This window comes from Halopseudomonas sp. (genome assembly GCF_036960865.1).
In the GTDB taxonomy this organism is placed as follows: domain Bacteria; phylum Pseudomonadota; class Gammaproteobacteria; order Pseudomonadales; family Pseudomonadaceae; genus Halopseudomonas.
On record NZ_JBALWE010000004.1, the window covers coordinates 192,321 to 217,814 of the forward strand.

The following is a 25,494-nucleotide window of genomic DNA, read 5'->3' on the forward strand; positions in this document are numbered from 1 at the left end:
ACATGAAGTCGACCGATCTGCGCATCCTGTTTGCCGGTACGCCGGAGTTCGCCGCAGCCCACCTGCAGGCACTGATCGACGCCGGCATGAACATTGTCGGCGTCTATACTCAGCCTGACCGGCCCGCCGGCCGCGGCCACAAACTGGCCATGAGTGCAGTCAAACAGCTCGCCTTGCAGCATGCTCTGCCAGTCTATCAACCGGAAAAGCTGCGTAGCCCCGAGGCGCAGGCCGAATTGGCCGCATTGCAGCCCGACCTGATGGTGGTGGTGGCCTATGGCCTGATCCTGCCACAAGCGGTACTCGACATCCCGCGGCTGGGCTGCATCAACAGCCATGCCTCACTGCTGCCTCGCTGGCGCGGCGCGGCGCCGATTCAGCGCGCCATTGAAGCGGGCGACCGGGAGTCAGGCGTCACTGTCATGCAAATGGAAGCCGGCCTGGACACCGGGCCCATGCTGCTCAAGGTCAGCACCCCAATCAGCGCAGACGATACCGGCGGAAGCCTGCACGACCGCTTGGCCGAGCTGGGACCGCCTGCAGTCCTGCAGGCCATTGCAGGACTGGCCAACGGCACGCTCACCGGTGAAGCGCAGGACGATACCCTCGCGACCTACGCGCACAAACTCAACAAACAGGCCGCCGTACTTGACTGGCAGCGCCCGGCAGGCGAACTGGATAGCCTGATTCGTGCCTTCAACCCTTGGCCCCTGGCGCACGCTAGCCTGGACGGCAAACCACTCAAAGTCTGGGCCGCGCAACCGGCACCCGGCAAGGGTGTGCCGGGCGAAGTGCTGGCCTGCAGCAAGGAAGGGCTGCTGGTAGCCTGCGGGGACGGCGCGTTATTGCTCACTCGCCTGCAACTGCCTGGCGGCAAACCACTGGCCTTCACCGACCTGTACAACGCGCGGCGCGAGCAGTTTGCTCCTGGCCTGCTGCTGGGCAACGGCCTGTGAGCCCACGTCTGGCCGCCGCGCGGGCAGTGACTGCGGTGATGGCCGGCAAGGCCTCGCTCGGCAGCAGCCTGCCTCGCCAGCTGCAGGACGTGGCGCCACGTGATCACGCCCTAGTGCAGGAGTTGGCCTTCGGTACCGCGCGCTGGTATACCCGCCTTGATGCGCTGACCCGCGATCTGCTCAACAAGCCGATGAAGGCCGCCGACCTGGATCTGCAGGCGCTGTTGCTGGTGGGCCTGTACCAGTTGCTGTACCTACGCATTCCGGCGCATGCGGCCATCGCCGCCACTGTCGAGGTGGCCAGCGAGATGAACAAGTCCTGGGCCAAGGGCATGCTCAACGCCGTGCTGCGCCGCGTACAGCGGGAGGGCGACGCGCTGCTGGCGGTGGTCGACCAGTCGCCATCGCAGCGCGTGTCTCACCCTGGCTGGCTGTTCAAGCGCCTGCAACGCGCCTGGCCCGAACAGCTCGATGTCATTACGCAAGCCAACAACCTGCATCCGCCAATGACCCTGCGCGTGAATCAGCGCCAGCTCAGCCGTGCCGACTACCTGCTCCAGTTACAGGCCGCCGGCATAGCGGCCAGAGCCTGCAAGTACAGCGCTGTGGGCATCCAGTTGGAGCAGGCCTGCGACGTGCAACAATTGCCCGGCTTTGCCGATGGCCTGGTGAGTGTGCAGGATGAAGCCGCACAACTGGCCTCGCCTCTGCTCGAACTGCAAACCGGCCAACGCGTGCTCGACGCCTGCTGCGCGCCGGGCGGCAAGACCTGCCAGATACTGGAACAACAGCCCGCGTTGCACGAGGTCGTGGCCTTAGATCTGGAGCCGGCGAGGCTCAAGCGGGTGGCCGAGAACCTCGAGCGCCTGCATTTAACAGCTACGCTGAAGGCAGCGGATGCCCGGGCCTTGGCAGACTGGTGGGATGGCGCGCCATTCCAGCGTATCCTGCTCGACGCACCCTGCTCGGCGACCGGCGTGATTCGCCGCCATCCGGATATCAAGCTGACCCGCACCGCGGCCGATATCAGGGCATTGGCCCGCCTGCAGGGTGAAATGCTGGATCAACTCTGGCAGACGTTGGCGGTCGGCGGCATTCTGGTTTATGCCACATGCTCTGTGCTACCCGAGGAGAATACCCAGGTGATTGAGGCTTTTCTGGCACGTCAGCCCGGTGCTCGCGCACTGGATTTTGCCGCCGATTACGGCGTGGCCCAGCCCTGTGGACGGCAATTGTTGCCTCAGGCAAACGGGCATGACGGCTTTTATCTGGCCAAACTGGTCAAACTCTCTGCCAGCCCGGGCCTGTTGAAGGACGCTGCGCAATGAAGATCATCATTCTCGGGGCGGGGCAGGTCGGCGGTAGCTTGGCCGCCCAACTGGCCAGTGAGGCCAACGACATCACCGTCATCGATACCGACGCCGTACGCCTGCGTGAACTGGGCGACCGGCTCGACATCCGTACCGTGCAGGGCAAGGGCTCCTTTCCCACAGTGCTGCGACAAGCCGGGGCCGACGACGCCGACATGCTGATCGCCGTGACCAGCAGCGATGAAACCAACATGATCGCCTGCCAAGTGGCTTATACCCTGTTCCGCACGCCAACCAAGATTGCCCGCGTGCGCGAGGCGGCCTACCTGACCCGAGGCGGCCTGTTCCATAACGAAGCGGTGCCCATCGACGTACTCATCAGCCCCGAGCAGGTGGTCACCAATTACGTCAAACGGCTAATCGAACACCCGGGCGCGCTGCAGGTGCTGGACTTTGCCGAGGGCAAGGCGCAGTTGGTGGCAGTACGCGCCTATTATGGCGGCCCGCTGGTGGGGCAGGAGCTGCGTTTTCTGCGTCAGCACATGCCTGGTGTGGATACCCGGGTGGCGGCGATTTTCCGCAAGGACAGGCCCATCATTCCCAAGGGCGACACCATCATCGAGGCTGATGACGAGGTGTTCTTCATTGCAGCGACACGGGATATTCGCGCAGTGATGAGTGAGCTGCGCCGTGTGGAAAAAACCCACAAGCGGGTGATTATCGCCGGCGGCGGCAACATCGGCGAACGCCTGGCAGAGGCGATTGAGAGCCGCTATCAGGTCAAGATCATCGAGGCCAGCAAAGCGCGTGCCGACTATCTGTCACAGAATCTCGACCGCGCCGTGGTACTGCACGGCAGCGCCTCGGACCGCGAGCTGCTGATTGAAGAAAACATCGAAGAGGTGGATATCTTCTGTGCCGTTACCAACGACGATGAAGCCAACATCATGTCCTCGATGCTGGCCAAACGTCTGGGCGCGCGCAAGGTGATGACGCTGATCAACAACCCAGCCTACGTCGACTTGGTGCAGGGCGGCGAGATTGATATCGCTATCTCGCCGTCACAAACCACCATCGGTACCCTGCTGACTCACGTGCGCCGCGGCGACATCGTCAACGTTTACTCGCTGCGACGCGGCGCTGCCGAGGCGATTGAAGCAGTGGCCCACGGCGATGCGCGTTCTTCCAAAGTGGTCGGCAAGGCAATTGGTCAGATAGACCTGCCGCCGGGCACCACCATCGGCGCCATCGTGCGCGACGATGAGGTGCTGATTGCCCACGACTCCACTGTCATCGAGTCGGACGATCACGTGATCCTGTTCGTTATCGATAAAAAACACATTCGAGATGTCGAGCGCCTGTTCCAGGTCGGCCTGACGTTCTTCTGAGGTAGCCCGCGGCATGCAGTATCCCCAGATCCAACGCATCATCGGCATTCTCTTGATGCTGTTCTCCACCAGCATGCTGCCGGCGGCGGGCGTTGGGCTGTACTATCACGAGCCAGCCCTGCAGGCATTCCTGAGCGGCTTTGTCTTCACCATGGTGGCAGGCGCACTGATCTGGCTGCCGGTGCGCGGACAACGTAACGAATTGCGCACTCGCGATGGCTACCTGATTACCGTGCTTTTCTGGCTGGTACTGGGGCTGTTCGGTGCGGTACCGCTATGGCTCCTCGAAGTGCCCGACCTGAGTGTCGCCGACGCGGTGTTCGAGTCCTTCTCCGGGCTGACCACCACTGGTGCCACGGTGATTACCGGGCTGGATACCCTGCCACGCGCCTTGCTCTACTACCGTCAACAACTGCAATGGTTCGGCGGCATGGGGATCATCGTACTGGCCGTTGCCATTTTGCCCATGCTCGGCGTTGGCGGCATGCAGCTGTATCGGGCCGAGATGCCCGGACCGCTGAAAGAGAACAAGCTGACTCCACGCATTGCCGAAACGGCCAAGGTGCTCTGGTATATCTATGCTGGCCTGACCCTGGCTTGCGCGCTGGCTTACTGGGCGGCGGGGATGGATCTGTTCAATGCCATCGGCCACAGCTTTTCCACGGTCGCCATCGGCGGTTTCTCGACCCACGATGCCAGCATCGGCTACTACAACAGCCCGCTGATTGAGGGCATCTGCATTCTCTTCATGCTGATTTCCGGTATCAACTTCGCGCTGCACTTCCTGGCCTGGCGTTTCCGCTCGCTGAAAAACTACTGGCAGGACCCTGAGTGCCGGGCCTATGTGCTGATTCTCGCTGTACTCTTCGTGACCTGTACTGCGGTACTTATCCACTTCCAGCACCACGACGTCTGGACCTCGATCCGCTACGCCGCCTTTGAGACAGTGTCGATCGCCACCACCACCGGTTTTGGCGTGACCGACTTCTCAACCTGGCCCACCCTATTGCCGTACCTGCTGCTGTACGCCAGCTTCATCGGCGCCTGCGCAGGGTCTACCGGCGGCGGCATGAAGGTTATTCGCGTGCTGCTGCTGTACAAGCAGGGCACCCGTGAAACCAAGCGACTGTTGCACCCGCACGGGGTTTTTCCGGTGAAACTCGGCCACAAGCCGGTGCCCGATCGCGTAGTGGAGGCAGTCTGGGGGTTTTGCGCGGTGTATGTGTTCACCTTCGCGATGCTGTTTCTGATCCTGCTGGGCACCGGGCTGGACTTTGTTACCGCGTTCTCGGCCCTGACCGCCTGCATCAACAACCTGGGCCCGGGCTTGGGTGAGGTGGCGGTGCACTACGGCAATCTGGAGGCCTCGGTGAAGTGGATTCTGGCCTTTGCCATGCTGCTCGGGCGTCTTGAGGTGTTTACCCTGCTAGTGCTGCTGACGCCCATGTTCTGGCGGCGCTGAAACGGCGCTGGCTCAGCCCTCGTCGAGGAACTGCATACCGGCACCTTGGCCAGCGACGATACGCTGTACCACCATCCGCAACACCGGCGCCTCAAAGGGCATGCCTTGCACCTGACCGGTGACCTCGTCACCCGGCTGCAGCTTCGCCATGTCGGGGTGTTCAACAAACACGCCACCATCGGACAGGTCCTTGGTATGCGCGGTCAGCTCGCCGAAACTGGCATGCCAGATCTTGATTTGCGCACGCATGGGCGTGCGTGGATGTTGTCGCTGGTTACTCACTCCATGTCCCCCTGAGGCAGGTGCGGATTTTCTTGATCGAGCCCGTCACCTGTTTGCGTAAACACCTGCAGCCGACACTCGCCGACGCTACCGCTTTAATACCACCTTTTCTCACCCTGCGGACGCTTTTTGAAGCGCTTCATGCTCCACATATACTGACTCGGCCAGCGCCGCACGTAGCCCTCGATCACTGCGCTCATGCAGGCTACCGCAGTGTATTCATCAGCACTGTAAAGCGCCTCCGGGGCCTCCTCAAGAATCACTTTGAAGCCGCTATTATCGGGCAGCCGCAAGCAATGGAAAAACAGCGCCTTGGCATCGTTGCCGCGCAGCAGGTTGGGTACAAACTTGCTGGTCAGCGCTTGCGTAGCAAAAAAGGGAACGAACACGCCGCTTTTGAGCGCTGGCTCCGGGTCAGCCGGAATACCGACCGCGCCACCACGCCGTACTTCGCGCATGACGCTGATAATGCCTTCACGGGTCGAGGCGGCAACCTTGTTACCCAATTGCGTCCGTTGCCGCTGCAGCAGCTCATCTACTGCTTTCTGCTTCGGCGGGCGGTAGAAAATGATGGGCTTGGCCCGGGAACAGTACCAGTGATTGAGCACCTCCCAGTTACCCAGATGACTGGTGATACCCACCACGCCCTTGCCGGCGGCCAGCGCCTCGGCCAGCAGGTGTTCGCCTTCCACTTCCTTGATCAGGCCGACGGTTTTGCTCGGTGACCACATCCAGGCGCAGGCGCTCTCGGCCATGCTGCGGCCGATATCCAGCAGGGTGCGACGCACCAGATCGTCCAGTTCGGTCTCGCTCAGTTCAGGCATACAGTGACTGAGGTTGATGCGGGTCACCTCGCGCGAGCGGTTGGGCAGCTTCCACATCAACCAGCCAACGAAGGCCCCGAGCCGCTGCGCCGCAGAAAACGGCAGCAGGGCAAAGAGCTTGAGAAAACCTACGATGAACGCGCCTTTCAACCGCTCCACTGCATATACCCCGGCATCAATTCAAAACTCCATTGTAAGTGGCACGGTCGCGTTGGGCGAGGGGCACTAGACAGAACCGCCCAGCCGCGCAAAGCGGTGGCAGTCGCGGGTGTGATCCATGACCATGCCAGTGGCCTGCATGAAGGCGTAACAAATGGTCGGGCCCACGAAGGTGAAACCAGCTTTCTTCAAGGCTTTGCTCATGCTGACTGCCGCCGGAGTTTGCGCCGGTATTTCACCCAGGCTGGCAAAATTATTGATCTGCGGCTGACCACCCACAAACTGCCATAACCAGGTGACCGGATCGTGTTGCTCGCTCAACGCCAACCAGGCCTGCGCATTGCGCCGAGCGCCATAGACCTTCAGGCGGTTGCGAATGATGCCGGCATCCTGCAGCAGCGCCTGCAGTTGTTCATCACTCTGACTGGCCATGAACTGCAGATCAAAGTCGCGATACACGCGGCGATAGTGCTCGCGCTTGCGCAGCACCGTGATCCACGACAGGCCGGCCTGAAAGCCCTCCAGCAGCAGCATTTCGAACAGGGCGTCCGCATCACGGCAGGGCACCCCCCACTCCTCGTCATGGTACTGCTGATACAAGGGATCATCCGAGCACCATTGGCAGCGGACGGGGGAGGCAGCGGGCGGTTTACTCACGATTCAGACTCCTGTTGGTGGCGGTCTCGGAACGGCTTCTGCGACGTTTATACTCTGCACAGGACAGATTTCCCACGATCATTTTTCCAGCACAGGGGCGGAAGTTAAACATGAGCAACGAACTAGTGATTACCGATATCCAACCGGGTGAAGGCAAGGAATGCGTCAAAGGCGCCTTGATTACCGTGCACTACACCGGTCGCCTGGACGATGGCAGCGTATTCGACTCCTCACATCAGCGCGGCAAGCCATTCCAGTGCGTAATCGGCACCGGCCGGGTGATCAAGGGCTGGGATCAGGGTCTGATGGGGATGCGCGTAGGGGGCAAGCGCGAACTCTATGTTCCCTCCCACCTGGCCTACGGCGAGCGGGCCATGGGGCCCATCAAGGCGCACTCCAATCTGCGCTTCGAGATAGAACTGCTGGAGGTACTCACCCGTGATGACTGAATCTCTTGTCAAAGTGTAAAGCTTGCTTGACACTGGTTTTTCAGAATGTAAAGCTCTCTTTACACTTTGATGGAGGGAGCATGATGGGCAGGCGTCGGTTTATCTACGAATTCGGTTTCACCATGCTGGCCTATCTGCTCAGTGTGGTGGTCAGCAGTCAGTTGCTAACCACCTCCCAGGGAGCAATCGCCTCCATCACCCTCGCGCTGTTGCCCGTACCCTTTCTCTGCCTAATGGCTGCCGCTGTGGTACGCCAACTGCGGCGCATGGATGAACTGGGGCAGCGTATTCAACTTGAAGCCCTGGGTTTGGCCTTCGTGGGCAGCGCGCTGGTGACCTTCAGCTACGGTTTTTTGGAAACCGCGGGCTTCCCTCGCTTGTCCATGTTCTATGTCTGGCCATTGATGGGCAGCCTCTGGGCGCTGGGTTGCATCCTCGCGATAAGGCGCTACCGTTGAAAAGCCGATTACGCGAGCTGCGCAGCGCACAGGGTTGGTCACAGGGTGAACTGGCCAGCCGCATTGGCGTCTCGCGGCAAACCATCAACGCTATCGAGCAGGAAAAGTATGACCCCAGCCTGCCGCTGGCCTTCAAGCTGGCGCAGGTGTTCAGTCTACCGATAGAAGCCATTTTTACCCCGAACGACGACTGAGTCCGCAACAAACACCGCCAAGGAGACAAGGGTGAACGCCGAGCAACTGCAGTTTAATCTGGACCCGGTCATTCAGCGGCTGCTGGAAGAAGCCTACAGCCTGCTCGCCGCACTGCCGCTACTGCTGCTGGCGCTGCTCATGGTCTGGCTCTGCTGGTCGCTGGGCGGCTGGTTATCCCGCCGCGCGCTGCTGGAGCGCGTGGCCTCACGCAACCCCTTCATGCGGGACCTGACCCGCACCACGGTACGTTGGGCGGCAACCCTGATTGGCGTGCTGATCGCCCTGGAAATAATGAATGCCACCGCGCTGGTAGGCGCGGTACTGGGTACTGCCGGGGTGCTCGGCGTCGCCTTGGGTTTCGCCTTCAAGAACACCATGGAGAACTACCTCGCCGGCATTCTGATGAGTCTGCGGCAGCCCTTTGCACCCAAGGATCACGTGGTCATCGATGGTAACGAAGGGGTCGTGGTGGCCCTCACCTCACGCGCCACAGTGCTGATGACGCTGGATGGCAATCACCTGCGTATCCCCAACGCCATGGTGTTCAGCAGCGTCATGCTCAACTACACGCGCAACCCCAGCCGCCGATTTGCCTTTGATGTCGGCATCGGTGTGAATGAAGATCTGGTGAGAGCGCAACGGATCGGCACCGACAAACTCAGTGCCCTTGAGGGCGTTATGGTCACACCGCCGCCGCGTGCCTATATCACCGCGCTGGGTGACTCCAACGTGCAGGTGCGCTACCACGCCTGGGTCGATCAGCGCAGCCACGACTTCACCAGCGTCAAGAGTGAAGCCATTCGTCAGGTCAAGTTGGCCCTGGAAGCCGCCGGGATGGACATGCCCGAACCCATTTACCGGGTACAGCTCACCGAGCGCAGCGCCACTCCCGAAGCATCGCCCAGTGCGCAGCAGAGCACGCCAGCCGGCACTGACGAAGCCAATATCGACACGCGGTCTACAGCCGATCTGGATGCTCAAATCGCGCAAGATCAGCGCCAGCGCGGCAGCGAAGACCTGCTCGACCCGCACGCGCCACGCGAGTAGACCAGCCAATCGACCAACAATGCCGCTTGACCCGCCCAAGCGCCAGCGGCTACATTCAACCCCATGAACAACCCTGCACAGTTCCACGCACAGATGATTATGACCGCCATTCCAATATCGGCGGGCTAGCTACGTGCGCACCCAAACCCGCCTTCGAGGCGGGTTTTTTGTAACGTCTCCAAGGCCAAAGCGATTCGAGGAGACACCATGAATACCGCCGTAACTGCACTCACCAGCACACCGCCACCGACGTCTGAACCGCAGCCGCTCGACGACGATGGCGTGAGCGACCTACCACGTGCACGCCTGAAACAGCTGGTCACCCGCATTCTCTCTGCCCCGGTTTACGATCTGGCAGTGGAAACCCCGCTGCAGCCCGCCGCCGGGCTATCCAAACGGCTGAGCAACAAGGTGCTGCTCAAGCGCGAGGACCTGCAACCGGTGTTCTCCTTCAAGATCCGCGGCGCTTATACCAAGATCGCCCGGCTAAGCGAGGCCGCGCGCGCCAAAGGCGTTATCACCGCGTCCGCCGGCAATCACGCCCAGGGCGTGGCGCTGGCGGCGCAGAAACTCGGCATCACCGCCTTGATCGTTATGCCGACCACCACTCCGGCGCTCAAGGTCGAAGGCGTGCGTTCACGCGGCGCCACCGCGCTGCTGCACGGCGAAGCCTTCCCCGAAGCACTGACCCACGCCCTGCAGCTGGCCGAGCAGTATGGCTACACCTTCATCCCCCCGTTCGACGATCCCGACGTGATCGCCGGTCAGGGCACGGTGGCCGTGGAAATCCTGCGGCAACAGGGCGGTCAACTGGATGCAATATTCGTCCCGGTGGGCGGCGGCAGCCTGATCGCGGGTGTTTCCGCCTATGTGAAATACCTGCGCCCGGACATCCGCATCATCGGCGTTGAATCGGAAGAGTCCGCGTGTTTGCAGGCCGCGCTGGCAGCGGGTGAGCGGGTGACGCTGCCGAAGGTGGGTCGCTTTGCCGACGGCGTCGCGGTGGCGCAGGTGGGCGTGCACAACTTCGAGTGTTGCCGCCACTACGTGGACGAGGTGATCACCGTCAGCAACGACGCCATCTGCGCGGCCGTACGCGACATCTACGACGACACCCGCTCCATCACCGAACCTTCCGGCGCTCTGGCGGTGGCCGGACTCAAACACTACGTGCAGCGCGAGGGGTGTCGCGATCAGGTGCTGGTGGCCATCAACTCCGGCGCCAATATCGATTTTGCCAGCTTGAGCTATGTGATTGAGCGGGCAGGGGTGATGGGGTAATTGCAGGGGAGGTCACTACCAGCTGTCGTAGGGGATTTCATGCGTTTCCACCCACTTCTTTGCCGCAGGAGATAGGGGTCGATGATTCCCTCCAGATTCACCGTCATAGGGTCCTTCCTCATGAATTTCTCCGACAAAACGGCCAATTTCTAGCGCCTCAAGGCAAGGCCCTTGCACCCAGGTTTTGGCCTTGCCGCCCGGAGCGACAAAAATGGTTATGATGTCTCGATAATCCGTAATGTACGCTTGGTCCAGTGCGCACCAGACGCGGCGCGGGGTCAGCATTTCGTCCCGCACCCATTGAGGAATGTCGATTCGCACATCGTAGGTTTGCGGTTCCACCAGCGATTGCCAGCGCACAAAGATGATTTCAGGCAAATCGATATTGGTCATCGGTTTTTGCTTGCCCACCCCTGGCCGCTCAGGCCAACCACTTGGGCTGCCCGAATTGCCCGGAGTATCCCGCATAGCGGGCAGCCCCCCATCTACGCGTACATAGGCCAAACCACGCCTATCCACCACATCCACCGACTCAACCCAAGCCTCCATATAGTCCGGTACCGCCATGCCCACATACCATGTCGAGTACGGCAGCTCCGGTGGCGGCGGGTTTAGGGGGTCGCGGCAAGCAGAGACTAATAACAGGCTGGCCAGCAACATCAATCGCCAGATCACTCTGGATACCCCACTTGCGGGCTGTCCGGATATACAGCGCGACCACTCTCTCTGGGTTTGTGCGGCAATATCACGCTCCAAGTCGGATTCCAGTGCGCGGATTGGTGAATATAGTGCGCGTGTAGGAAACGCCATTCGTCATCGGTGAGCACCGCAGTTCGCGCCGTTAAGGCGGCAGCGATGACTTTGTCGGCTATTGGCTGCAATTCCAAAGGCACCGTCACTTTGGGGTCTTGCGCGTCCCACGGTCCAAAAGGTGCCTGATGCCGAATCGCAAACTCGTGCATAACCCTTAGCGCCACGCGGGACAACTCGCCCCTCACCAAGCGATCCAATCCCAGAGCCAGCTGGCAGAGCTTCCCTGAGCTATCAGCTGGGGTTTTATCTATGCGGAGTCGCCCATTTCCCGGTAACCCGGTCCGCTCCAAAGCTCGCTTATGCCGCTCAAGTTGTTGCCACACGAGCGAGCTGCGCGCTGATAGCGCCGGCACCCAAACCGGGCGAGTCAACAATAGACGTTCGCGGTAACGCAGCGGATAACCGCCGCCGATATTGGAATGCACGCCCGGCAGTGGAATCTCGATATGGGATTCATGCACCCGGTTCAGGCTGAAGTTGTAACGCCGCTCGTTAATGGCGGTCAGTTGCACCACCTGTTTAGCGCAGCCCGGCGGTAGATACAGGTTAACCCCCGGGTTGCTGGCGTCTCCCGCATCCCAGTCACCCCTGTCAGGATCGGCAATTGCAGCCACTGTGTCGAATAAACCAACAAAGTTGATGGACGCGTCCTGCTGCCAATGGAAACCTGGCTTCAATAAAGCCAGCTCTGAATTAAACAACACTGACAGCACACCACCCTTGGGTTTCAGCACTTCATTAACGAAATGCCGCGCGGTCGCAGCGCCTCGGCTAAAACCAATTACATCAAACTCAAGTCGTTGAACTTCAAGAGTTGGGTTACTCCGAACCAAGGTTCGCAAAGCGCGGTTTATCAACTCCGGTGTACTAGCGATCGCCGCCAGAACACCAGTGGCGCCACTGCCGGAGGCTAGGCCCCAATCAGAATCCTTTGAGCCTGATAGCGTCCCCACACCCTCGATGTACACAGCGAGGTTGGCTGATGTAGCGCCGGGTGGAATCTCCATCGCTTGTTGGTCTGCATACAAATCCCGCAACACCGCTACGTTACTGGCCTCATTCCCATAACTTCCGTCCGGCAACACGTCATAGACGCCATCACCATCGGTATCGGCGTAATCCATGCTTTCACAAAAGCGCTGGATATCCCGCAGTTGCTCTTCACCCAACTGTGCCAAATCCTGCCGGCGGCACTGCTCGGTGAAGGCGGCATTGGCCATGTTGTTGCCGGTACCGTCGAAGAACATTCCCAGCCGCAAGGTGATCTGCTGCTTTACCGGAAGCTCTGTTTCTTCCTCTTCCTCCTCTTCTTCACGCTCTAGCGGCATGCTGGCCTGGTCGCTACGCAGGTTCTGTTCAGCAGGGGTATTTGGCGGGGCGAAACTGGTTGGAGCGCCAGCGCCGCTTGATCCCGCAGCGAAGCTGACCGCTGTGCCGCCGATGATGACGTCACCCGAACCCCCAATCACCACATCGCCATGGCTGCCCGCACTCCCCATCACTACGGCGGGGCGACCATTGATGAGCACATTGGGGATCACCTGCGCGACCAGGCTGCTGCCGCAGGCAGTAGTGTCACCTTGGCGCGCCGCTGGCAGGCCGTTTATCAAGACATCAGCTGAACCGGTAGCAATAACATTGCCGCCATGTCCTGTTTTGGGGCATTGCGTGGAGTCGCCCAAGCGGGCGGCGGGTTTTCCGCTCATGGCCATATCCTTTGGCTTTGTAGGTGCCAGGTAACCAACCTTCTGGTAGGCGCATGCTATTGCATGCAGCGTGAAGCGGCCAACGCGCTTTGCCCGAAGTGTGACCCGTTAGCCAGTGCGCTCGCCCCAGCAAATCCGCCGCTTTCCTGTATGTTGGCCCCTATCTGAATGTATACTTCGGCCTTTCTTTATTTCGCAGCCTACCCCGGTGAAAAACGTGACTCAGACCAATCCAGCCGTCCACACCTTCCAAGGACTGATCCTTGCCCTGCAGAGCTACTGGGCAGAGCGGGGTTGTGTGGTACTGCAGCCCTACGACATGGAGATGGGCGCCGGCACCTTCCATACCGCGACCTTCCTGCGCGCCATTGGCCCGGAGAAGTGGAACGCCGCCTACGTGCAGCCCAGCCGCCGTCCGGCTGACGGCCGCTACGGCGAGAATCCCAATCGCCTGCAGCACTACTACCAGTTCCAGGTGGTACTCAAGCCGAACCCTGACAACATCCAGGAGCTGTACCTCGACTCGCTGCGCCACATTGGCGTCGATCCGCTGGTGCACGACATCCGCTTTGTCGAAGACAACTGGGAATCGCCAACCCTCGGCGCCTGGGGTCTGGGCTGGGAGGTCTGGTTGAACGGGATGGAAGTCACCCAGTTCACCTACTTCCAGCAGGTTGGTGGCGTGGAATGCTATCCAGTCACCGGCGAGATCACCTATGGTCTGGAGCGTCTGGCGATGTACCTGCAGGGCGTCGACTCGGTCTATGACCTGGTCTACTCCGACGGCCCCTTCGGCAAGGTCAGCTACGGCGACGTGTTCCACCAGAACGAGGTAGAGCAGTCGACCTACAACTTCGAACACGCCAACGTCGACAAGCAGTTCGAGCTGTTCGACTTTTACGAAAGCGAAGCCAACCGCTTGATCGAGCTGGAGCTGCCGTTGCCAGCCTATGAAATGGTGATCAAGGCATCCCACACCTTCAACCTGCTGGATGCTCGCCGCGCCATCTCGGTGACCGAGCGTCAGCGTTATATTCTCCGTGTCCGCACATTGTCCCGCGCGATTGCCCAGAGCTATCTGCTGGCCCGCGCTCGCCTCGGCTTCCCGATGGCCACACCCGAATTGCGTGATGAAGTACTGGCCAAGCTGAAGGAGGCCGAATGATGCAGGCTCAGGATTTTCTGGTTGAACTGGGTACCGAAGAGCTGCCACCCAAGGCGCTGAAAAAGCTCGCGGAGGCGTTTCTTGCCGGCGTTGTGAGGGGCCTGAACGAGGCCGGCCTGGCTTACAGCGCCGCCCGCTATTTCGCAGCGCCGCGCCGCCTGGCCATTCAGGTTGACCAGCTCGCCACCCAGCAGCCCGACCGTAGCAATCAGATGGATGGCCCGCCGGTGCAAGCTGCGTTTGATGCCGATGGCAACCCGACCAAGGCTGCCGAGGGCTTTGCCCGCAAGTGCGGCGTGAGCGTTGCCGAGCTGGACCAGAGCGGCCCCAAACTGCGCTTTTTGCAGAGCATTCCCGGCCAGCCAGCGGCTGACCTACTGCCCGGCATCGTCGACAGCGCATTGGCTGCTTTGCCGATTCCCAAGCGCATGCGCTGGGCTGATCGCAAGACCGAATTCGTGCGCCCGACTCAGTGGCTGCTGATGCTGCTGGGCGAGCAGGTAGTACCCTGCGAGATTCTCGCGCAGACCGCCGGCAACCAATCGCGCGGCCACCGTTTCCATCATCCGGATCAGGTCACCATCAACTCGCCTGCCGCCTATGCTGACGCGCTGCGCAAGGCTTACGTGGTAGCCGATTTCGCCGAGCGCCGCGACTTGATCAGCCAGCGCGTGGCTGCACTGGCTGCCGAGCAGCAGGGCACCGCCATCGTGCCCGAAGATCTGTTGGACGAAGTCACCGCGCTGGTCGAATGGCCCGTGCCGCTGGTCTGCAGCTTTGAAGAGCGCTTCCTCGAGGTGCCGCAGGAAGCGCTGATCTCGACCATGCAGGATAACCAGAAGTACTTCTGCCTGCTGGACGCCAACGGCAAGCTGCTGCCGCGCTTTATCACCGTTGCCAATCTGGAAAGCAAAGATCCGCAGCAGATCATCGAGGGTAACGAGAAGGTCGTGCGGCCGCGTCTCACCGATGCCGAGTTCTTCTTCAAGCAGGACAAGAAGCAGCCACTGGAAAGCCACAACGCCAGACTCGCCAACGTGGTGTTTCAGGCCGAGTTGGGCAGCGTCTACGACAAGGCCGTGCGCGTCTCCAATCTGGCCGGCTTCATCGCCGATCAGATCGGTGGCGACAGCAGCAAGGCGCAGCGCGCCGGTCTGCTGAGCAAGTGCGACCTGTCGACCGAAATGGTTGGCGAATTCCCCGAACTGCAGGGCATCGCCGGGTATTACTACGCCAAGCACGACGGCGAGGCCGAAGACGTCGCCCTGGCGCTGAATGAGCAATACATGCCGCGCGGCGCCGGCGCCGAGCTGCCCAGCACCCTGACCGGTGCCGCCGTGGCGCTGGCCGACAAGCTCGACACCCTGGTCGGCATCTTCGGCATCGGCATGCTGCCCACCGGTTCCAAGGATCCTTACGCCCTGCGCCGCGCCGCCCTGGGCGTGCTACGCATCCTCATCGACAAGCAGCTCGAGCTGAACCTGAATGAGGCACTGCAGGTAGCGGTGCAGCAGTACGGCGACCGGGTCAAGGCCGAGGGGCTGATTGGCCAGGTACAGGACTTTGTCTTCGACCGCCTGCGCGCGCGTTACGAGGATGAGGGAATCGACGTCGCCGTTTATCAGTCGGTGCGCGCCGTGAGCCCGCTATCGCCGCTGGATTTCGATCAGCGCGTGCAGGCCGTACAGGCCTTCCGCCGCCTGCCTGAAGCCGAGACGCTGGCGGCCGCCAACAAGCGCGTGTCCAATATCCTGTCCAAGGCTGAAGGCGAGGTTTCCAGCGCAATCAACGATCACCTGCTGCAGGAAGCCGCCGAGCAAACCCTGGCCGGTGCTGTCACCGCGGCTGAGCAGGCCGTGGCGCCGCTGGCCAGTCAGCGCCAGTATCAGCAGACACTGGAGCATCTGGCGGCGTTACGCGAGCCGGTAGACGCCTTCTTCGATCAGGTGCTGGTCAACGCCGAAGACGCTGCGGTGAAAGCCAACCGCTATGCTCTGCTGGCGCGCTTGCGCGGATTGTTCCTCGGGGTAGCCGACATATCGCTGCTGGGTTAGGGCGACTGCCGGTTATCCGTCCGGGCGGCAGACTGCCGTTCTGATCGGTAACCGGCGAGCTGGAGCTTGCTGCTATGAAACTGATCATTCTCGACCGCGACGGTGTCATCAATCAGGACTCTGATGCCTACATCAAGAGCCTGGCAGAGTGGATACCCATCCCTGGTTCGATCGATGCCATTGCGCGCCTGAGCAGGGCTGGCTGGACGGTGGCGGTCGCCACCAACCAGTCCGGCGTGGGGCGTGGCTACTACAGTGAAGCGACGCTGCAGAGCATGCATGAGCACTTGTGTGAGCTGGTGGCAGAGCAGGGCGGCAAGGTCGATCTGATCCGTTACTGCCCGCATACTCCCGAGGTTGGCTGTGACTGCCGCAAACCGGCGCCCGGCTTGTTTCATCAGATTGCGCAAAGTCTTAACCGCAATCTCGATGGCGTGCCTACCGTGGGCGACAGCCTGCGCGATCTGCAGGCCGGTGTGGCCGTCGGCTGCACCCCGCTGCTGGTGCGTACCGGCAAAGGCCAGAGCACCCAACACAAGCCGTTGCCCGACGGCACGCTGATTTTTGATAATCTGGCCGCCGTTGCCGACCACCTTCTGGAAGCCTGAACATGTCATTGCTGATGCGCCTTCGCGTCATCCTGTTTTATTTCCTGCTGGCCTCCAGTGCCGGCATCTGGTGTGTGCTGATCGTTTTTATCGCACCTTTCCTCAGCCCTCGCTGGCGTATCAAGGTCATCATCGAATGGTGGACTCGGGCGGCAGTCTGGCTGACCAAAACCATCGTCGGTGTGGATTACCAAGTCAGCGGGCGAGAGCATATTCCTGAACAGCCCGGCGTTATTCTGGCCAACCACCAGAGCACCTGGGAGACTTTCTTTCTACCGCAACTGTTTCGTCCACAAACCCAGCTGATCAAAAAAGAGCTGCTGTATGTGCCTTTCTTCGGCTGGGCCTTCGCGCTTGCCAAGCCCATTGCCATTGATCGCAGCAAGGCACGCGATTCACTGCAGCAGCTGACCCGTATGGGCGGTCAGCGGCTGGCAGAAGGCATGTGGATTCTGGTGTTCCCCGAAGGCACCCGCAACCTGCCCGGTGAGCAGGTCAAGTTCTCCCGTGGTGGTGCGGCACTGGCCTGCGCGAACAATGCGCCCATCATTCCGGTGGCACACAATGCCGGCGAGCACTGGCCCAAGCAGGGCTGGAGCAAGAAGCCCGGTACTATCAAGGTGATGATCGGCCCAGCCATCTACCCTGCGGGCAGTGACCCACGCTCGATCGTCGCGGCCAACAAGCAGGCCGAGGCCTGGATCAACCAGGCGCTGCAGGACGCTCGCGACAGCTGAGCCCAGGATGGTCCATACTGGGCGTTAAACGGCCTATACATCAACGTCAGCTCGGTACACGACATGGATATTAATCGCTACCTGAAAGCACTGGTAGAAAAGGAAGGATCCGATCTTTTCTTCAGCGTAGGTGCGCCGGTCACGCTCAAACGTGAGGGCGAGTTTTTTGCCTTCGGCAATCAGCCTTTGGCCAATGGCGCAGTCAAGGACCTGGCTTGGCAGTTGATGAGCGAAAAGCAGATCGCCGAGTTTGAGCTGGAGCAGGAGATGAATCTGGCGGTCGGTCTGCCGCAGGTGGGGCGTTTTCGTGTCAACGTTTACTACCAGCGTGGCGAAGTGGGCATGGTTATTCGCCATATCAGTCACAAAATCCCCGCCTTCGCTGATCTGGGTTTGCCCAAGCAGCTGGAGAAACTGGCGCTGAAGGATCGTGGCCTGGTGCTGGTGGTCGGTGCCACCGGCTCGGGCAAGTCCACTACGCTGGCAGCCATGCTGGATTACCGCAATACCCACCGCGCCGGGCATATCGTCTGTATCGAAGACCCCATCGAGTTCCTGCACAAGCACAAGAAAGCGATCATTGATCAGCGGGAGGTGGGGCTGGATACCCAAAGTTTTGCTCATGCCTTGCGCAATGTGCTGCGTGAATCACCGGATGTGATCATGATCGGTGAGATCCGCGACCGCCAGACCATGCAGCACGCCCTCCACTACAGCGAAACCGGTCATCTGGTGGTCGCTACCCTGCACGCCACCAATAGCGTTCAGGCAGTGGATCGCATCGTTAACCTGTTCCCGGACGGCGAGCGCAAGCAGACCCTGGGTGACATCTCCATGAATCTCGCCGGTATCGTGGCCCAGCGCCTGGTGCCCGGCACCGAGAAAAAGCGCGTGGCGGCGGTCGAAGTACTGTTGCGTACGCCCTACATTCGCAACCTGATCGCACGGGATGAGCTTAGCGAAATCAAGGATTCGATGAACCGGGGCCAAGAGCCGGGCCTGCAGAGCTTTGATCAGCACCTGCATGAACTGGTCAACGCTGGCGCCGTCAGCCTGGAGATGGCACTGCGCTACGCCGACTCACCAACCGATCTCAAACTCAAAACAAAATTCAACGATACACGCAGCGAGTCTCCGTTGAAGATGGAGAAACCCGACGCTGTCACCCCGGAAACCGAAGCCGAGCTAGAGTTCAAAGCCCCGTCCTCCGGCTTTTCCGAGTCTGACCTGACCGACGACTTCCGTTAATTACGACGCTGAAAGCAGGTCAAATAAAAACCCCTTAAACCATATGGTTAAGGGGTTTTTATTTGCTGCAAAAGTTAGCTTCTGACTGAATCAGACGTCCAGGTTCGATACCGCCAAAGCATTACTCTCAATGAACTCACGGCGTGGTTCTACGTGATCCCCCATCAGCGTATTGAAAATCTGATCGGCCGCAATGGCGTCTTCGATATTCACACGCAGCATACGCCGACTTTCCGGATCCATGGTGGTTTCCCACAACTGATCGGGGTTCATCTCACCAAGGCCTTTGTAGCGCTGAATGCTGTGACGACGCGCAGTCTCGTTCATCATCCATTCAAGGGCTTCCTTGAAAGTGCTGATCGGCTTCTTCTTCTCGCCACGCTGCATGTAAGCGCCAGACTCCAGCAGGCTCTGCAGTTTCTCACCCAGCTCCGCCATAGTGCGGTAGTCATTACTGGCAAACAGGTCACGATTGAAGGTGACGTAGCTAGACAGACCGTGGGTGATCGATTCAACCTCCGGTAGCCACAAGTGGCGCTCGCGGTCTTCCCGCAGGCTCACATTGTATTGCTGCCCAGACTTGTCGCCGGTAGCCACCCGCGCAGCAAAGCCTTTGATCCACTCATCCATCAGGGTCTTGTCGGCGAGATTGTCGACGGTCAAACGCGGCAGATAGATAAAGTGCTCCATCAGTTCCTGCGGATAGAGGCGGGCGAGACGCTTGAGGGTCCGCATAACCGAGCGGAACTCCTGCACGATACGCTCCAACGCTTCGCCGGTAATACCGGGTGCATCTTCGTTAACAAAAAGGTAAGAGTCCTCCAACGCTGACTGCGTCAGATACTCTTCCAGCGCCTCATCATCTTTCAGGTACTGTTCCTGCTTGCCTTTCTTGATCTTGTAAAGGGGCGGCTGAGCGATGTAGATGTAGCCGTTCTCGATCAACTCCGGCATCTGCCGGAAGAAGAAGGTCAGCAACAGGGTACGAATGTGCGAACCGTCAACGTCAGCATCGGTCATGATGATGATGTTGTGATAGCGCAGCTTTTCGATGTTGAATTCTTCGCGGCCAATACCACAACCCAGTGCGGTGATCAGCGTGCCGACTTCAGCAGAGGAAAGCATCTTGTCGAAGCGCGCCTTCTCAACGTTGAGAATCTTACCCTTGAGCGGCAGGATGGCTTGTGTCTTGCGATTTCGGCCTTGTTTGGCGGATCCGCCGGCCGAGTCCCCTTCCACTATGTAGAGTTCGGAAAGCGCGGGGTCTTTCTCCTGGCAGTCAGCCAACTTACCTGGCAAACCGGCGATATCCAGCGCGCCCTTGCGACGGGTCATTTCCCGTGCTTTGCGCGCGGCTTCACGTGCGCGCGCAGCGTCAATCATCTTGCCGACAACAGCTTTGGCTTCGCCCGGTTTTTCCAGCAGATAGTCGGCAAAGGACTTGTTCATTTCCTGCTCGACGGCGGTCTTCACTTCGGATGAAACCAGCTTGTCCTTGGTCTGCGAGGAGAACTTGGGATCAGGTACTTTGACCGAAATGATCGCGGTCAGACCTTCACGGGCATCGTCACCGGAGGTATTGACCTTGAGCTTCTTCAACAAACCTTCCTGCTCGATATAGGTATTCAGCGTGCGGGTGAGAGCACTGCGGAAACCAGCCAGGTGTGTGCCACCATCGCGCTGCGGAATATTGTTGGTGAAGCAGAGGATGCTTTCATTGAAGCTGTCATTCCACTGCATCGCCACTTCGACGGCAATGCCGTCATCGCGCTGCAGGTTGAAATGGAATACCGAGTTGATGGTGCTCTTGTTGACGTTGAGGTATTCAACAAAAGCCCGCAGACCACCCTCGTACTTGAACAGCTCCTTCTTGCCGCTGCGTTCGTCGGTCAGGTTGATACCCACGCCCGAGTTGAGGAAGGAGAGTTCACGCAGTCGCTTGGCCAGAATATCCCAGCTGAAACTGATGCTGCTGAACGTCTCTGAGGACGGTTTGAAGTGAATCTGAGTGCCAGTGCTGTCGGTATCGCCTACGGGCGCCAGTGGAGCCTGTGGGACGCCGTGAACGTAGGTTTGCTCCCACACCTTATCGTGCCGGCGGACCGTCAGGATAAGCTCTTCTGAGAGCGCGTTAACCACGGAAACACCTACACCATGCAGGCCGCCGGAGACCTTGTAGCTGTTATCGTCAAATTTACCCCCAGCGTGCAACACGGTCATGATGACCTCGGCTGCAGAGACGCCTTCCTCGTGAGCATCTACCGGAATGCCGCGACCATTGTCACGCACGGTAATGGACTCATCGGTGTGGATGATGATGTCGATATCAGTACAATGCCCGGCGAGGGCTTCATCGATAGAGTTATCGACGACTTCAAAGACCATGTGGTGGAGGCCAGTGCCATCGTCCGTGTCACCGATATACATACCGGGTCGCTTACGGACTGCATCAAGGCCTTTAAGGACCTTGATGCTTGATGAATCATAGGCATTATTATCGGTCATCTTAAGTCACTCCAGACTTCATTCGGTCTGCACAATGTGTCCATGTTCCACGTGGAACATGGATAAAGGTGTTTCACTAAGCCAACAATCTCGCAATGGATCGGCTTCAACACAGGTTATAAATACCTGGCAATCCAGCGATTCCAACAATCTACACAAAGCGTCTCTGTGCTTTTTATCCAACTCGGAGGGCAAGTCGTCTACCAGAAAAAGACAATCACTTTGCCGTCCCAACTCTTTAAGCAATCGTCCTTGCGCCAACTTCAGCGCACAAACAACCAGCTTCTGTTGCCCCCTCGATAACACCTCGGCCGCGTTCAAGCCATTGATGCGTAATCTGAGGTCCGCACGTTGTGGCCCAGATTGCGTGTGCCCGATGGCTGCATCACGCTCAAACTGAGAATCCAGCACCTCAGCAAGCGAGCGCTCCTTGTCCCAGCCACGAAAATAGCTAAGCGAAAGACCATCCAGGTCGAGCAGCTCTGCCAATACAGCTTCGAACACCGGCTTCAGCTCAGCAATATAGGCTCGTCGAAAGGAATCTATCTGATCTGCCGACGTTACCAATTCGGCTTCCCACGGGGCCAACATCGAACGTTCGATTCTACCACGTCGCAGCAATGAATTCCGTTGCTTAAGGCTTTTTTGCAGCCTCTGCCAAGTAGGCAAGAAACGATGTTCCACGTGGAACACACCCCAGTCGAGATACTGCCTGCGCTGCTTGGGGGCGCCTTCGAGCAACCGAAAGCTATCCGGGTTAATCAACTGCAAGGGTAAGGTTTGCGCGAGCTGCGCCGTACTGCGTACATTCTCGCCGTTCAACCGTATCTCGTAATCGGCCTGACGATTACGGGAAATACCCATCGCACAGGTGGGAACACCAGCACGTTCGATTTCCGCAAACACCGTACAGTTAGGTTGTTCATACTGGATCACCGGCTGCAAGCGGGTGCTGCGAAATGAGCGCGCGAGGCCGAGGATATGGATGGCCTCGAGCAAGCTAGTTTTACCGCTGCCGTTAGCGCCGGAGATAAGATTGATACGAGGAGAGGGGAGAAGGGTCACCGGGTGCAGGTTACGCACCGCGGTGACCGTCAAACGTTTGAGGGGCATAGTGCGTTCAGAGACGCATCGGCATGACAACGTAGAGGCTGTCTTCTGATTCTGCTTCCTGAACCAAGGCACTGCTGTTGGCATCCGACAGGATCAACTTGGCCTGTTCGTGGCCCAACACATTCATCACGTCGAGCAGATAACTGACGTTGAAGCCAATTTCCAGTGGGCTGCCACTGTAATCGACCATTACTTCTTCTTCTGCCTCTTCCTGCTCAGGATTGTTGGCCTGAATCTTCAACTGGCCAGCCTGCAACATCAAACGGATACCGCGGTACTTTTCGTTCGACAGAATAGCAGTGCGGCTGAACGCATCGCGTAGGGTTTGGCGGTCAGCCAAAACAATCTTGTCGCCGCCACGTGGCAGTACACGTTCGTAATCGGGGAATTTGCCGTCGACCAGCTTCGAGGTGAAAGTAAAGTCGCCGGTAGTAGCGCGGATGTGATGTGTTCCCAAAACGATATTGACGCTGTTATCCGCTTCGCTCAACAGGCGCGACAACTCAAGAATACCCTTGCGTGGCACAATCAGCTGGTAACGCTCCTGGTAATCGATTTCTGCATCGACAGTACACATCGCCATGCGGTGGCCGTCAGTAGCCACTGCACGCAGCTGACCCTTGTTGATTTCGAGTAGCAGGCCGTTGAGGTAGTAACGAACATCCTGCTGCGCCATAGCGAAGCTAGTACGTTCGATCAGCCGACGCATCTTTGCCTGGCTGATCGAAAAACTCATCGCGCCAGGGCCGTCTTCAACATTGGGGAAGTCATTGGCCGGTAAGGTAGCCAGGGTAAAGCGACTGCGGCCTGCCTTGATTACTGCTTTGTTGTCTTCAACCTTGAAGGTGAGCGTAGCGTCATCCGGCAGCGACTTGCAGATATCCATCAGCTTGCGCGCCGGGACCGTAACTTCACCCGCTTCTGCGGCTTCTTCCAGGTTGATGCGGCCAACCAGTTCGACCTCAAGATCGGTCCCGGTCATCGCCAACGTGTTGCCATCAACAACCAGCAAGACGTTGGACAGAACCGGAAGCGTCTGCCGACGCTCAACAACCCCGGCTACCAATTGCAGGGGCTTCAACAGGGCTTCGCGCTGAATGGTGAATTGCATTGTCTTCCTCGACCTCGTGCAGTTTGGCAGATGTTGTTTGACTATCAGGTAGTCAGAGTCCTTAACAGATTTTTGTAATCTTCGCGGATATCGGCGTCGGTTTCACGCAGTTCCGCAATTTTACGTGTGGCGTGCAGCACAGTTGTATGATCACGACCGCCGAAGGCGTCGCCGATTTCCGGAAGGCTGTGGTTGGTCAGTTCCTTGGACAAGGCCATGGCGACCTGACGCGGGCGCGCAACCGAACGCGAACGCCGCTTGGACAGCACATCAGATACCTTGATCTTGTAATACTCCGCCACCGTGCGCTGAATGTTATCGATGCTGACCAGCTTGTCCTGCAGGGCAAGCAGATCTTTCAGCGAGTCGCGAATCAGCTCGATGGTAATGTCTCGTCCCATGAAGTGGGAACTGGCGATCACGCGCTTGAGCGCGCCTTCGAGCTCACGCACGTTGGAACGAATGCGCTGGGCAATAAAGAAAGCCGCATCGTGGGGCAGATCCACCCGCGACTGTTCGGCCTTCTTCATCAGGATCGCTACACGGGTTTCGAGCTCGGGCGGCTCAACTGCCACAGTCAGGCCCCAACCGAAACGGGATTTGAGACGCTCTTCCAGGCCGTCGATTTCACGCGGGTAACGGTCGCTGGTCAGAATCACCTGCTGGCCGCCTTCGAGCAACGCATTAAAGGTATGGAAGAACTCTTCTTGCGAACGCTCTTTCTTGGCAAAGAACTGAATATCATCAATCAGCAGCGCGTCGACCGAACGGTAGTAACGCTTGAAGTCGTTGATAGCATTCATCTGCAGCGCCTTGACCATGTCGGCCACAAAACGCTCGGAGTGCAGGTAGACGATCTTGGCTGCGGGATTCTTCTTTAACAGATGGTTGCCCACCGCGTGCATCAAATGGGTTTTACCCAAACCCACGCCACCATAAAGGAAGAGGGGGTTGTAGCCATGCTTGAGGTTGTCGGCAACCTGCCAGGCGGCTGCGCGCGCCAACTGGTTGGACTTGCCTTCCACAAAATTCTCGAAGGTAAAGCTGCGGTTCAGGTAACTGGTGTGCTTGATCAGGTTTGCGGCGGCGTCACTGCGTTCCGGGCTGGTGCGGTTCTCTTCGTCGGACTCCACCACTTGCGCGGGCGGTTCAGGTTGAAAACCCTGAGCGCTGACCTGAGCGCGCGGCGCCGCAGCCGTAGGTGCAGGCGCGGTTGGCGCTGGCGCGGGAGCAGGCCGAGCTGCGGGCTGTTGCGGCGCTGCGGCAGGCGAGGTCGACCTACGGCTACCAATCAACAGTGACACCAGCGGGGCCTGGCCGTGCGACAAATCGTCCAACAACTCCTGAATGCGATTCAGGTATTTGTCGTTAACCCAGTCAAGTACAAAACGGTTAGGCGCATACAGGCGAATCTCGGATTGATCGCCATCCACCTGCAAGGGACGTATCCACGTATTGAACTGTTGGGATGGAAGCTCATCTCGCAAAAAATCGATGCATTGCTGCCAAAGTGCAACAGACACTAAATCCCCCGGTCCGCCGGCATGGCGGTTCTTATTTAAGACGGATGGATACCAGCAAAAGCCTGAGCTCAAGACGGTACAACATAGCCGCTTATTCTATCCCTTCACCCCTGACTTATCCACACCGAACAGCCCGCTAAACCGACTTTTCCCTGCGACAAAAGGCAGCCACCCAACGCTGAAAAAATCACCGTTACCCCGTAAAGCCTTGTAAACAGGCGCATCTGAGCTCTGTGGAGAAGTGACCAGCAACCCTGTTGGCAAACCAGGCTGGGAGCGGTGGATAAAATCGCCTGTGGATATCTAGTGCTTTTATCCACAGCAGGCGCACAACAACCCAAGTGCTCAGACAACCGTTTTCCCACAGCCTTATACTTGCGCCAAGCTATTGATTTCAGAGACGATTAAGCACTTACCCACAGAAAACCTGCGCAACATATGTA

Annotated in this window: 22 protein-coding genes and 1 pseudogene; 14 read left to right on the forward strand and 9 right to left on the reverse strand. The window is 59.0% G+C overall.

From position 1 onward, the window contains the following. Positions 1–2 precede the first annotated feature (2 nt). The 4 genes from fmt to V7747_RS07275 are packed head-to-tail and all read left to right on the forward strand — an operon-like array spanning position 3 to position 5,116. Positions 3–956 carry a methionyl-tRNA formyltransferase gene (gene fmt / locus V7747_RS07260; RefSeq protein ID WP_335615388.1) on the forward strand — a complete coding sequence of 318 codons (954 nt, stop codon included), beginning with the start codon at positions 3–5 and terminating at the stop codon, positions 954–956. Further along, positions 953–2,284 (forward strand): 16S rRNA (cytosine(967)-C(5))-methyltransferase RsmB, encoded by a 1,332-nt coding sequence (gene rsmB / locus V7747_RS07265; RefSeq protein WP_335615389.1) that lies wholly within the window; start codon positions 953–955, stop codon positions 2,282–2,284. Before fmt ends, rsmB begins: the two co-directional genes overlap by 4 nt. Next, positions 2,281–3,654, forward strand: coding sequence for a Trk system potassium transporter TrkA (trkA, locus tag V7747_RS07270; RefSeq protein ID WP_335615390.1), 1,374 nt, complete (start codon positions 2,281–2,283; stop codon positions 3,652–3,654). The genes rsmB and trkA overlap by 4 nt, the downstream gene beginning before the upstream one ends. Before the next feature lie 13 nt (positions 3,655–3,667). Next, a complete protein-coding gene (locus tag V7747_RS07275) occupies positions 3,668–5,116 on the forward strand; it encodes a TrkH family potassium uptake protein (RefSeq protein WP_335615391.1) in 1,449 nt (482 codons plus the stop codon). A 12-nt stretch (positions 5,117–5,128) separates the two neighbouring features. On the opposite strand, the gene V7747_RS07280 is transcribed toward V7747_RS07275, so the two are convergent. The 3 genes from V7747_RS07280 to V7747_RS07290 all read right to left on the reverse strand — a co-directional run bounded on the left by V7747_RS07280 (position 5,129) and on the right by V7747_RS07290 (position 7,038). Next, positions 5,129–5,398 carry a PilZ domain-containing protein gene (locus V7747_RS07280; protein ID WP_335615392.1) on the reverse strand — a complete coding sequence of 90 codons (270 nt, stop codon included), beginning with the start codon at positions 5,396–5,398 and terminating at the stop codon, positions 5,129–5,131. Between the two features lie 95 nt (positions 5,399–5,493). Then, the gene (locus tag V7747_RS07285; RefSeq protein WP_335615393.1) at positions 5,494–6,381 is read right to left on the reverse strand and encodes a lysophospholipid acyltransferase; all 888 of its coding nucleotides are present in this window, start codon (positions 6,379–6,381) and stop codon (positions 5,494–5,496) included. Positions 6,382–6,447: 66 nt separating this feature from the next. Next, positions 6,448–7,038: a DNA-3-methyladenine glycosylase I gene (locus tag V7747_RS07290; RefSeq protein ID WP_335615394.1), complete on the reverse strand. Its 591-nt coding sequence runs from the start codon at positions 7,036–7,038 to the stop codon at positions 6,448–6,450. 110 nt (positions 7,039–7,148) lie between these two features. Here V7747_RS07290 and V7747_RS07295 point away from each other — a divergent pair, with 110 nt between their 5' ends. From V7747_RS07295 to ilvA, 5 genes and pseudogenes are all read left to right on the forward strand, one after another. Beyond that, positions 7,149–7,487 carry an FKBP-type peptidyl-prolyl cis-trans isomerase gene (locus V7747_RS07295; protein ID WP_335615395.1) on the forward strand — a complete coding sequence of 113 codons (339 nt, stop codon included), beginning with the start codon at positions 7,149–7,151 and terminating at the stop codon, positions 7,485–7,487. 83 nt (positions 7,488–7,570) lie between these two features. Then, a complete protein-coding gene (locus V7747_RS07300; RefSeq protein ID WP_335615537.1) occupies positions 7,571–7,945 on the forward strand; it encodes a hypothetical protein in 375 nt (124 codons plus the stop codon). Then, on the forward strand, positions 7,942–8,139 hold the full coding sequence (locus V7747_RS07305) for a helix-turn-helix transcriptional regulator (protein ID WP_335615396.1): 198 nt from the start codon (positions 7,942–7,944) through the stop codon (positions 8,137–8,139). The genes V7747_RS07300 and V7747_RS07305 overlap by 4 nt, the downstream gene beginning before the upstream one ends. A gap of 31 nt (positions 8,140–8,170) precedes the next feature. Continuing rightward, positions 8,171–9,187, forward strand: a complete 1,017-nt coding sequence (locus V7747_RS07310) for a mechanosensitive ion channel family protein (RefSeq protein WP_335615397.1) — start codon at positions 8,171–8,173, stop codon at positions 9,185–9,187. A 207-nt stretch (positions 9,188–9,394) separates the two neighbouring features. Then, positions 9,395–10,453: pseudogene (ilvA, locus tag V7747_RS07315) on the forward strand (threonine ammonia-lyase, biosynthetic); the annotation flags it as partial. 30 nt (positions 10,454–10,483) lie between these two features. On the opposite strand, the gene V7747_RS07320 reads toward ilvA, so the two are convergent. Beyond that, a complete protein-coding gene (locus V7747_RS07320) occupies positions 10,484–11,128 on the reverse strand; it encodes a DUF2931 family protein (protein WP_335615398.1) in 645 nt (214 codons plus the stop codon). An 11-nt stretch (positions 11,129–11,139) separates the two neighbouring features. Next, positions 11,140–12,987, reverse strand: a complete 1,848-nt coding sequence (locus V7747_RS07325) for a PAAR domain-containing protein (protein ID WP_335615399.1) — start codon at positions 12,985–12,987, stop codon at positions 11,140–11,142. A gap of 217 nt (positions 12,988–13,204) precedes the next feature. Between V7747_RS07325 and glyQ the strand changes: the two genes are divergently transcribed. The 5 genes from glyQ to V7747_RS07350 all read left to right on the forward strand — a co-directional run bounded on the left by glyQ (position 13,205) and on the right by V7747_RS07350 (position 18,799). Further along, a complete protein-coding gene (gene glyQ / locus V7747_RS07330) occupies positions 13,205–14,152 on the forward strand; it encodes a glycine--tRNA ligase subunit alpha (RefSeq protein ID WP_335615400.1) in 948 nt (315 codons plus the stop codon). Then, positions 14,152–16,206 (forward strand): glycine--tRNA ligase subunit beta, encoded by a 2,055-nt coding sequence (gene glyS, locus V7747_RS07335; protein WP_335615538.1) that lies wholly within the window; start codon positions 14,152–14,154, stop codon positions 16,204–16,206. The genes glyQ and glyS overlap by 1 nt, the downstream gene beginning before the upstream one ends. Positions 16,207–16,280: 74 nt before the next feature. Continuing rightward, positions 16,281–16,814: a D-glycero-beta-D-manno-heptose 1,7-bisphosphate 7-phosphatase gene (gmhB, locus tag V7747_RS07340; RefSeq protein WP_335615401.1), complete on the forward strand. Its 534-nt coding sequence runs from the start codon at positions 16,281–16,283 to the stop codon at positions 16,812–16,814. 2 nt (positions 16,815–16,816) lie between these two features. Then, positions 16,817–17,551 carry a lysophospholipid acyltransferase family protein gene (locus V7747_RS07345; protein ID WP_335615402.1) on the forward strand — a complete coding sequence of 245 codons (735 nt, stop codon included), beginning with the start codon at positions 16,817–16,819 and terminating at the stop codon, positions 17,549–17,551. 39 nt (positions 17,552–17,590) lie between these two features. Next, positions 17,591–18,799, forward strand: a complete 1,209-nt coding sequence (locus tag V7747_RS07350) for a PilT/PilU family type 4a pilus ATPase (RefSeq protein WP_442909204.1) — start codon at positions 17,591–17,593, stop codon at positions 18,797–18,799. A 90-nt stretch (positions 18,800–18,889) separates the two neighbouring features. On the opposite strand, the gene gyrB is transcribed toward V7747_RS07350, so the two are convergent. The 4 genes from gyrB to dnaA are packed head-to-tail and all read right to left on the reverse strand — an operon-like array spanning position 18,890 to position 25,051. Continuing rightward, on the reverse strand, positions 18,890–21,304 hold the full coding sequence (gene gyrB / locus V7747_RS07355) for a DNA topoisomerase (ATP-hydrolyzing) subunit B (RefSeq protein WP_335615404.1): 2,415 nt from the start codon (positions 21,302–21,304) through the stop codon (positions 18,890–18,892). An 18-nt stretch (positions 21,305–21,322) separates the two neighbouring features. Then, a complete protein-coding gene (recF, locus tag V7747_RS07360; RefSeq protein ID WP_335615405.1) occupies positions 21,323–22,417 on the reverse strand; it encodes a DNA replication/repair protein RecF in 1,095 nt (364 codons plus the stop codon). A gap of 7 nt (positions 22,418–22,424) precedes the next feature. Beyond that, positions 22,425–23,528 carry a DNA polymerase III subunit beta gene (gene dnaN, locus V7747_RS07365; protein WP_335615406.1) on the reverse strand — a complete coding sequence of 368 codons (1,104 nt, stop codon included), beginning with the start codon at positions 23,526–23,528 and terminating at the stop codon, positions 22,425–22,427. Positions 23,529–23,572: 44 nt separating this feature from the next. Then, positions 23,573–25,051 (reverse strand): chromosomal replication initiator protein DnaA, encoded by a 1,479-nt coding sequence (gene dnaA / locus V7747_RS07370; RefSeq protein ID WP_335615407.1) that lies wholly within the window; start codon positions 25,049–25,051, stop codon positions 23,573–23,575. Positions 25,052–25,494: the final 443 nt, after the last annotated feature.